Source organism: Kribbella sp. (genome assembly GCF_035655035.1).
Taxonomy (GTDB): Bacteria; Actinomycetota; Actinomycetes; order Propionibacteriales; family Kribbellaceae; genus Kribbella.
Genome location: NZ_DASRVN010000226.1, coordinates 1 through 7454, shown reverse-complemented (window position 1 = coordinate 7454; position 7454 = coordinate 1). Strand labels below are relative to the sequence as shown.

Sequence of the window (7454 nt, the reverse complement as noted above, 5' to 3'; positions counted from 1 at the left end):
CCCGACGCGGCCGAGCCGCCGAAGATCAGCATCAGCGTGGCGACCACGCCGACCGCGACCTTCGCGTGCTGCTGGAGCAGATCGCCGTACCGTTCGAAGCCCGGGGTCGGCGACGGTGCGAGCGCGACCCGCGGACGGGTGCGGAACGCGACGACGATGTTCGCGACGACGGCCGCGGCCATCAGCAGGCCGACCACCACGAACAGCAGCACCCGGGTGCCGAGCACCGTGCTGAACACGGTGCCGAATTCGATCGACCGGTACCAGAGCCGCTGGGTCCAGACGTCGGTGAAGACGCTGAACAGGATCAGCAGCACGATCAGCGTGGCGATCGTCGGCAGCAGGGCACGAGGACGACCGCCCGGTCGTCGCGTTCTCCGGGCAGGCGGCTCGTCCGGCATGTCGTAGACGCCGTCGCTCATGGTCGCCTCTCCTCGTCGTCACCATCGACCTCTGAACCCGCGCCCGACCGGCTGCCGACCGAAGGTTCGAATGTCAATGACAGTACTTCGCACAGTGTGGGGACCAAGTCGACGCCGGTGAGCACCGCGCTGTCCTCGTCGTGGGCACGCAACCGGACAGCGCCGAACCGGTCACCCTCGCGGAGCACCGCCGCGACCATCCGGACCTCGTGCCGGCGCGGGTCGCTGCCCGCCAGCCGGGCCAGCTCGGCGTCCGACTCGACGCTGGACAGCCCGGACTCGGCCGCGGCCGGCAGCACGATCCGCTCGATCGCCAGCGCGCAGCCGGCGACACCGTCGGGCCACTCGATCCGGCCGAGGGTGTCGGCCAGGTTGTCGTCGTCGACGCCGCCGGGAAGCTCGCCCTGGGCGACCGGGGTCAGCGGCTGGGAGGCGTCCTCGGCGCCGAGCTTGGCGGCAAGTTGCGGCTCGGCGCGGAGCAGTTCCCCGGTGGGGACCAGTGCGAACAGCTGCGCGGGCTGGTCCCAGCCCGCGCTGCTCACATGCTTCTCGATCTCGACGACCGCGCGACTGAGCGCGTCAGGAGGCAGCGTGCCTACGGATTCCATGCCGGCTGATCTTCCCTTCGGCTGGCCTGTTCGTTCAGGTCGTTCAAGTCGTTCAGGTCGCTCACTGGCTGCACGACGGGACGTCTCCCTTGCCGCTGGCGACCGCCTTCAGCGCGCTGATCGCGCCGGTCAGCGTGCTGATCTTCACCAGCCGGATGCCGCCGACGTTCGCGTGCAGTGCGGCCGCGCAGTTCGGTGCCGGGACCAGGAACACCGTGGCGCCGTCGTTCTTGGCACCGGCGATCTTCTGCTGGATACCGCCGATCGCACCGACCTGGCCGAGCGCGTCGATCGTCCCGGTGCCGGCGACGTGCTTCCCGTTCAGCAGCGCTCCCGGGGTCAGCTTGTCATAGATGGCCAGCGCGAACGCGGTGCCTGCGCTCGGGCCGCCGATGTCCTGACCAAGGTTGACCGTCACCTTGACCTGCGAGTCGACGCCGATCGTGATCCCGACCATCGGCCGGGTCGGGTCATCGGGCGTCGCGGCGGTCTTCAGCTCGACCGTCTGCTCGGCGGTGCCGCGGCGGATCAGGAACACGACGTTCTGGCCGACCTTGTGCTTGCGGACCAGGTCGCCGACCTGCGGGATCTGCGTCACGGGGTGACCGTCGACGGCCAGCACCAGGTCGCCGGGCTTGAGCTTGCCCTGCGCCGGGGTGTTGTCGGCCACCGTCGCCACCTTGGTGTGGAACGGGATGTTCGCCGCCTGCAGCGCGGCCGCGACCGCGCTGTCCTGGGATCCGGTCATCTCCGCGGTGTTCTGCTGCTCGACCTGATCGGCGCTCTGGCTCGGCGGATAGATGATGTCGCGCGGGAACAGGTCGTGGTGCGGGTCCAGCCAGTTCCGCATCGCCTGCGGAAGCGTCAGCTGCCGGTCCGGCGAGGTGACCGACACCGTGGTCAGGTCCAGCTGGCCGGACGTCGAATACGTCTCGTGACCGCTGATCTCGATGACCGGCTGGTTCTTCGCCATCCCCAGGGTGTCCTTGACCGGCCCCGGGCTGAAGGACACGAACGGCACCGGGAAGGCGGTCACCAGCCCCAGCGAGACGACAAGCACGACGATCGAGGTGACCAATGTGGCGGTACGACGTGTCACGAACCCTGCCCTGCGATCTTGGTGGAGCCGGAGCCACGGTCCTCGGAGACCGGCTGATGATTACGACGACCCAGGCCCCGGCGACGTTCCGGAGTGGCCCGCGGACCAGGTGCCGCCAGCGCGGCGTTGAAGCGGCGGAACTCGTCCACCGAGGCGAACGGCCCCCCGGACCGGCGTGGCTCGCGGCTGCGCCACCCGCGCCAGGCCGCCCAGCACATCGCGAGCACCGTGGCGACCAGCGGGAATGCCAGCCACGCCAAAACCTTCATCCGGCCACCTTCATGCGCCCAGAGTACGTGTCAGTGCGCTCCCACCCACTCGCTGCCACCGTCGCTGAAGCGCTGGTGTTTCCAAATCGGGACCTCGGCCTTCAGGTCGTCGATCAGCTGCCGGCAGGCGGCGAACGCGACGTCCCGATGCGATGCGGCCACTGCGACGATCACGGCGGCGTCGCCGATCACCAGGTCACCGGTCCGGTGCACGGCGGCCAGCGCGGTCACCGCAGGGTCGTCACAGACGCGCTGCGCCACCTTCCGCAGGTGCTCGAGCGCGTCCGGATGCGCCTCGTAGCTGAGCCTGTCGACCGGCTTGTCCTGGTCGTGGTTGCGCACAGTGCCGATGAAAAGCGCAGTTCCGCCCGCCGTCGGATCCGCGACGGCGGCCAGCACCTCGTCGCTGGACAACGCGCCGTCGCGTATGTCCAGCAGTCTGATCGCGTCGCTCATCCGTTCCTCATTCCCACCGGGTCGCCGACCTGCACACCCCACCATTCCATCCCCCGTACCGCAATTCTCCCTCCTGGCCCCGACTTCCCCGACATCCGCTCCCGCGTCGGCCTCCCCGGGCGCTGCGGTGCGTGGTCCGGCGTACACCGGGAGGAACTGTTGCCCTGCTCACCTAGTTACGGGGCCGCCTTCGGCGACTCTGCCTGCGGCGAACAGGAGAAGTCAGGGTTCACCCGGGGCGGAACTGGTGGGCCGAACCAGTACGTTTGGAGTAGTACGCCCCACCCGCACAGGAAGGCCCATCGATGAGCGACGAACCGGACAACCCGGACAACCCGTTCAAGGGAACGCCGTTCGAGGCCATGTTCCAGCAGTTCTCCGGTGCGGCCGGCGCGGGCGGCACCCCGGACCTGAACGCGATCTTCGCCCAGGTCCAGCAGCTGCTGAGCGGTTCGGCCGACGGCAAGCCGGTGAACTGGGACCTGGCCAAGGACATTGCCCGCAAGACCGTCTCCGCCGCCGGGGACCGGTCGATGACGGCCACCGACGGCGACCGCGTCGCCGACGCGGTCCGGCTCGCCGAGCACTGGCTGAACGACGCGACCACGCTGCCCGAGGTCTCCGCGACGTCGCAGGCGTGGAGCCGCGCCGAGTGGGTCGAGAACACGCTCCCGGTCTGGCAGACGGTCGTCGACCCGGTCGCCGAACACGTCGCCGGCGCGATGGGCAACGCCCTGCCCGCCGAGGCGCAGCAGTTCGCCGGCCCGATGGCCGGGATGCTCAGGCAGCTCGGTGGATCGGTGTTCGGCGCCCAGGTCGGCCAGGGTCTCGGTGAGCTCGCCGGCGAGGTCGTCAGCTCGTCCGACATCGGCCTGCCGCTCGGCCCGACCGGTCAGGCGATCCTGCTGCCGGACAACGTCGCCAAGTTCGCCGAGGGGCTCGGGCTGACGGACGAGGACGTCCGGCTGTACCTGGCGCTGCGTGAGGTCGCGCATCAGCGGCTGTACGCCGGTGTGCCGTGGTTGCGGCAGCACCTGCTCGCCGCGGTCGCCGACTACGCAGCCGGCATCGAGGTCGACACCGGCAAGATCGAGCGCGCGATGGCCGACATCGACCCACAGAACCCGGAAGCCATGCAGGAGGCGCTCGCCGGCGGTCTGTTCGAGCCCGAGGACTCCGAGCAGCAGAAGGCGGCCCTCGTCCGGCTCGAGACCACCCTCGCGCTGGTCGAAGGCTGGGTCGACGACGTCGTCCGCGAAGCCACCAAGGACCGGATGCCGGCGGCGATCCAGCTCGCCGAGACGGTACGCCGCCGCCGCGCCGCCGGAGGCCCCGCCGAGCAGACGTTCGCCACCCTGGTCGGCCTCCAGCTCCGCCCCCGCCGCCTCCGCGACGCCGCCAACCTCTGGGCCGCCGTCCGCGACGCCCGCGGCACCGACGGCCGCGACAACCTCTGGTCCCACCCCGACCTGATGCCCAGCACCTCCGACCTCGACGACCCCATCGGCTTCGCCCAACACGCCGGCGAACTCTCCAACATCGACATCACCGACTTCCTCGACAACCCCGAAGAAGACAACGGCGACACTCCCAAGTAACCCCCAGCCTCCATCCCCACCGATGGGCGCCACCCACCCTCCCGACGCTCGACCCACCACGTACAACACCAGCGAGGCAGGTGGCGGTTGGGAACCCCGCCCAGACGACTGGGGTGGAGAGCTGCTGGAGACTGGTGGCGTTCGGACCGCGCCGGGACGGGAGCGGTTACCACCCCACCCGGCAGGTGGCGGTCAGGAACCCGCCAGACGACTGGGGCGGGCACCTGCTGGAGACGGGGGGTGCTCAGACCGCGCCGGGACGGGTGGTGCGGCGCCGGGCCAGGTGGCGTTCGGACAGTGCCGGGACGGCGGCGGTTACAACCCCACCCGAACAGGTGGCGGTTGGAGCCCCTCGATCTGTGGAGGGGTCGGACGCGCTGGGCATGTAAGTAGGACCTCGCACGGCCGGTCGGATCGGGACGCGCTGGGCGCATGGGAGTGCGAACTCGCAGGGCCGGTTGGATCGGGACTCACTGGGCGCGGGGACGCGGGCGGGTGAGCGAACCCGGTGGGCACCACCCCGTTGGGGTGGGGTGAGGGTCGGTGGGGAGACTGGTCGCATGCTTCATGCGGATGCGGTTGGAGTTCTTGAGGGGTGGGAGGCGCCGGATGCGGAGCAGGCGGGTTTGCGGCGGCATTATCTGCGGCACTTGGCAGAGCATGCCGACGGAATGTGGCGGAGTTGCCGGCCGGAGCATGTGACGGCTAGTGCGCTGGTGGTTGATGCGGCGGGGCAGAACACGCTCCTGACGCTCCACAAGACCGTTGGCCGTTGGCTCCAGTTGGGCGGACACTGCGAACCCGGCGACACCACCCTGGCGGCCGCCGCTCTCCGCGAGGCAACCGAGGAGTCCGGGCTGACTGGGCTAACGGTCGGGCAGCAGCCCGTCCAACTGTCTCGCCATCTACTCCGGGCCGGTGGATGCGCGGGGGCGTATCACCTGGACGTCCAGTTCCTGGTCACAGCGACGGCGGACACGCAGTACGTCGTCAGCGATGAGTCGGACGATCTCGCATGGTTCCCGCTCGACGCGTTGCCAAAGGACACTGACACCAGCGTCCAAGCACTAGCGAGCCGAGCCCTCCAGTACATCCCGCAAACCTGACGGAGCTGGATCACCAGGCGCAGAAGCCTGTGGGCCGGCTCGTATTAGCCGGCCCACCTCCCCACAACAGGACCCCCCACACCAGTCCTGCATCCCGTCGCGCCGTACCTACGACGCCGTTCCCCCACAACTGCAGACCCTCCCGCCACCCCCGGCAACTCCCACGACCCTGCCCCTGCCCCTGCCGCATTCCCCCAACGGCTCCAGGTTCTCCGCGGACCAACTCCCCCACGCCCACAGGTCTTCCTCGTCCCACAACGCGGCTATTCCTTCCCCCCGAGTCCGCAGTCCCGTCGTCCCGTCGTCCCGTCGTCCCGTCGTCCCGTCGTCCACGGTCCCCGTAGTCCACGATTCCCCGTAGCCCACGATTCGCCGTCGTCCGTGATCCCCGTCGTCCGTGATCCCGGGACGTCCCGTGTGCATGCCTCCTGGTGTGCGTTGCCGTGTACAGCTCGCCGGACCGCATACGCCTCGGGTGATCCCCTCGGCACAGCGTGCCCGTTGGCTCCGCACGGTCCCCTGACCGTGCGGGCCCTACTCCCCCTTGCCCTGCTCCCCTGAGTTGTGTCCCCCGCTGGTGGTACTCGGCGATCGGTCCCTGATGCAGGTTGCACAGAGTGCGCGGTCCCCCAGCCGCGCGACTTGCTGCATCTCGGACGTTCTCGTCGTACTGCGCCCGTCGTACTGTGCGCCCCTCGGGTGTGCGGTCCCCCGGCCGCGTTACCTTCCCGGTGCCCTGCTCCGTGCGTTGCCCTGCGTCCCCGTCGTACTCATCCACCCTTGGGCGTGCGCGGTCCCCCGCCGCTGCGGCCCTCCAGGTCCCCGTTGCCTTGCTCCGCGTAGGTTGTGCTGCTTCCCCGCTGGTGGTGCTCGGCGATTGGTCCTTGATGCAGATTGCCCAGGGTGCGTGGCCCCCAGCCGCGCGACTTGCTGCATCTCGGGCGTTCTCGTCGTACTGCGTCCCCGTCGTGCTGTTTGCCCCTCGGATGTGCGCGGTCCCCCGGTCGCTTACCCCTCGAGATTCCCCGTGCCCCTGCTCTCCGTGCGTTGCACTGCGTCCCCGTCGTACTGGATGCACCCGTGGGCCTGCCTGTGCGGCCCCCGGCCGCTGCGGCCGTTCAGGTCCCCGTTGTCTTGCTCCTGTGGGTCGTGCTGCTTCCCCGCTGGTGGTACTCGGCGATCGGGCCTTGATGCAGGTCGCCCAGGGTGCGCGGTCCCCCGGCCGCGCGGCTTGTTGCATCTCGGCGTGCTCGTCGTGCTGCGTTCCCGTGTGCTGCGTGCTTCGTCGGGCGGGCGCGGTCCCCCGGCCGCTGCCGCCTTTCTGGTCCCTGCGTTGTACTGCGTCCCCGTGGTCTTGCGTGTGCCCTTGGGCGTGGGCGGTCCCCCGGCGCTGGTGCCTTCGGGTGGTGTTGCGTTGTCGGGCGAGGCCCGTGCTGCATCCCCGGTGTGGGTTTGGTTCGTCGGGCGCCGCCCCTGAACGGCATCGGCGAGGTGCTGGGCTTCCCCGGTTGCCCTGCTGATTGGTGAACGAGTTGGCGGGGAGAAGGTGACGGGTCAGGGGTGTCGAAGGAGGGATCTTGTGGCGTCCCAGCCTTCGAGGCCGGGATCCAGTCGCGCTAGGTCAGCGTTTGACTGCAGACGGTGCCAGCCGGGGCCGATCGCGACGGCGTGGCGGCGGGGCTTGGCGGCTTCCAGTTCGGCGAGGGGGGTGTCGAAGGTCGGGGCGAGTTCGAGGACCCAGTCCGCGATCGGGAGGTTGACGCCGATCGCGGCCAGCGAGCCGTCCTCGGCGGGGGTGACCGCGATGTCGGCGTGGCTGAGGGCGCGGAACAGTTTGCCGATCAGCAACCCGGGGAGGTCCGGTACGTCGTGCGACACCGCGACGACCGCGGCGGC

Annotated in this window: 8 protein-coding genes; 2 read left to right on the top strand and 6 right to left on the bottom strand. The window is 69.9% G+C overall.

All coding sequences use genetic code 11. The features are described from left to right. The 5 genes from VFF46_RS12980 to VFF46_RS12960 all read right to left on the bottom strand — a co-directional run. The coding region (locus VFF46_RS12980; RefSeq protein ID WP_325037347.1) for a UPF0182 family protein at positions 1-422 on the bottom strand (422 nt) is incomplete at its 3' end. Further along, positions 419-1030, bottom strand: a complete 612-nt coding sequence (locus tag VFF46_RS12975) for a PPA1309 family protein (RefSeq protein WP_325037346.1) — start codon at positions 1028-1030, stop codon at positions 419-421. The genes VFF46_RS12980 and VFF46_RS12975, both read right to left, overlap by 4 nt. Before the next feature lie 61 nt (positions 1031-1091). After that, positions 1092-2129, bottom strand: coding sequence for a YlbL family protein (locus tag VFF46_RS12970; RefSeq protein WP_325037345.1), 1038 nt, complete (start codon positions 2127-2129; stop codon positions 1092-1094). After that, on the bottom strand, positions 2126-2398 hold the full coding sequence (locus VFF46_RS12965; RefSeq protein ID WP_325037344.1) for a hypothetical protein: 273 nt from the start codon (positions 2396-2398) through the stop codon (positions 2126-2128). Before VFF46_RS12965 ends, VFF46_RS12970 begins: the two co-directional genes overlap by 4 nt. A 30-nt stretch (positions 2399-2428) precedes the next feature. After that, on the bottom strand, positions 2429-2854 hold the full coding sequence (locus VFF46_RS12960) for a molybdenum cofactor biosynthesis protein MoaE (RefSeq protein ID WP_325037343.1): 426 nt from the start codon (positions 2852-2854) through the stop codon (positions 2429-2431). A gap of 305 nt (positions 2855-3159) precedes the next feature. On the opposite strand from VFF46_RS12960, the gene VFF46_RS12955 reads away from it, so the two are divergent. After that, complete coding sequence (locus tag VFF46_RS12955; protein WP_325037342.1) at positions 3160-4452, top strand: zinc-dependent metalloprotease; 1293 nt, start codon at positions 3160-3162, stop codon at positions 4450-4452. 560 nt (positions 4453-5012) lie between these two features. Further along, entirely contained in the window at positions 5013-5558 is a 546-nt protein-coding gene (locus tag VFF46_RS12950; protein ID WP_325037341.1) for an NUDIX hydrolase, read from the top strand. 1554 nt (positions 5559-7112) lie between these two features. On the opposite strand, the gene VFF46_RS12945 is transcribed toward VFF46_RS12950, so the two are convergent. Further along, positions 7113-7454, bottom strand: a 342-nt coding sequence (locus VFF46_RS12945) for a DUF2064 domain-containing protein (RefSeq protein WP_325037340.1), incomplete at its 5' end; no start/stop codon positions are given.

Coding starts and splice junctions, on each gene's coding strand:
- VFF46_RS12975 (WP_325037346.1), bottom strand. CDS start 1,030: ATGGAATCCGTAGGCACGCTGCCTCCTGACGCGCTCAGTCGCGCGGTC.
- VFF46_RS12965 (WP_325037344.1), bottom strand. CDS start 2,398: ATGAAGGTTTTGGCGTGGCTGGCATTCCCGCTGGTCGCCACGGTGCTC.
- VFF46_RS12960 (WP_325037343.1), bottom strand. CDS start 2,854: ATGAGCGACGCGATCAGACTGCTGGACATACGCGACGGCGCGTTGTCC.
- VFF46_RS12955 (WP_325037342.1), top strand. CDS start 3,160: ATGAGCGACGAACCGGACAACCCGGACAACCCGTTCAAGGGAACGCCG.
- VFF46_RS12950 (WP_325037341.1), top strand. CDS start 5,013: ATGCTTCATGCGGATGCGGTTGGAGTTCTTGAGGGGTGGGAGGCGCCG.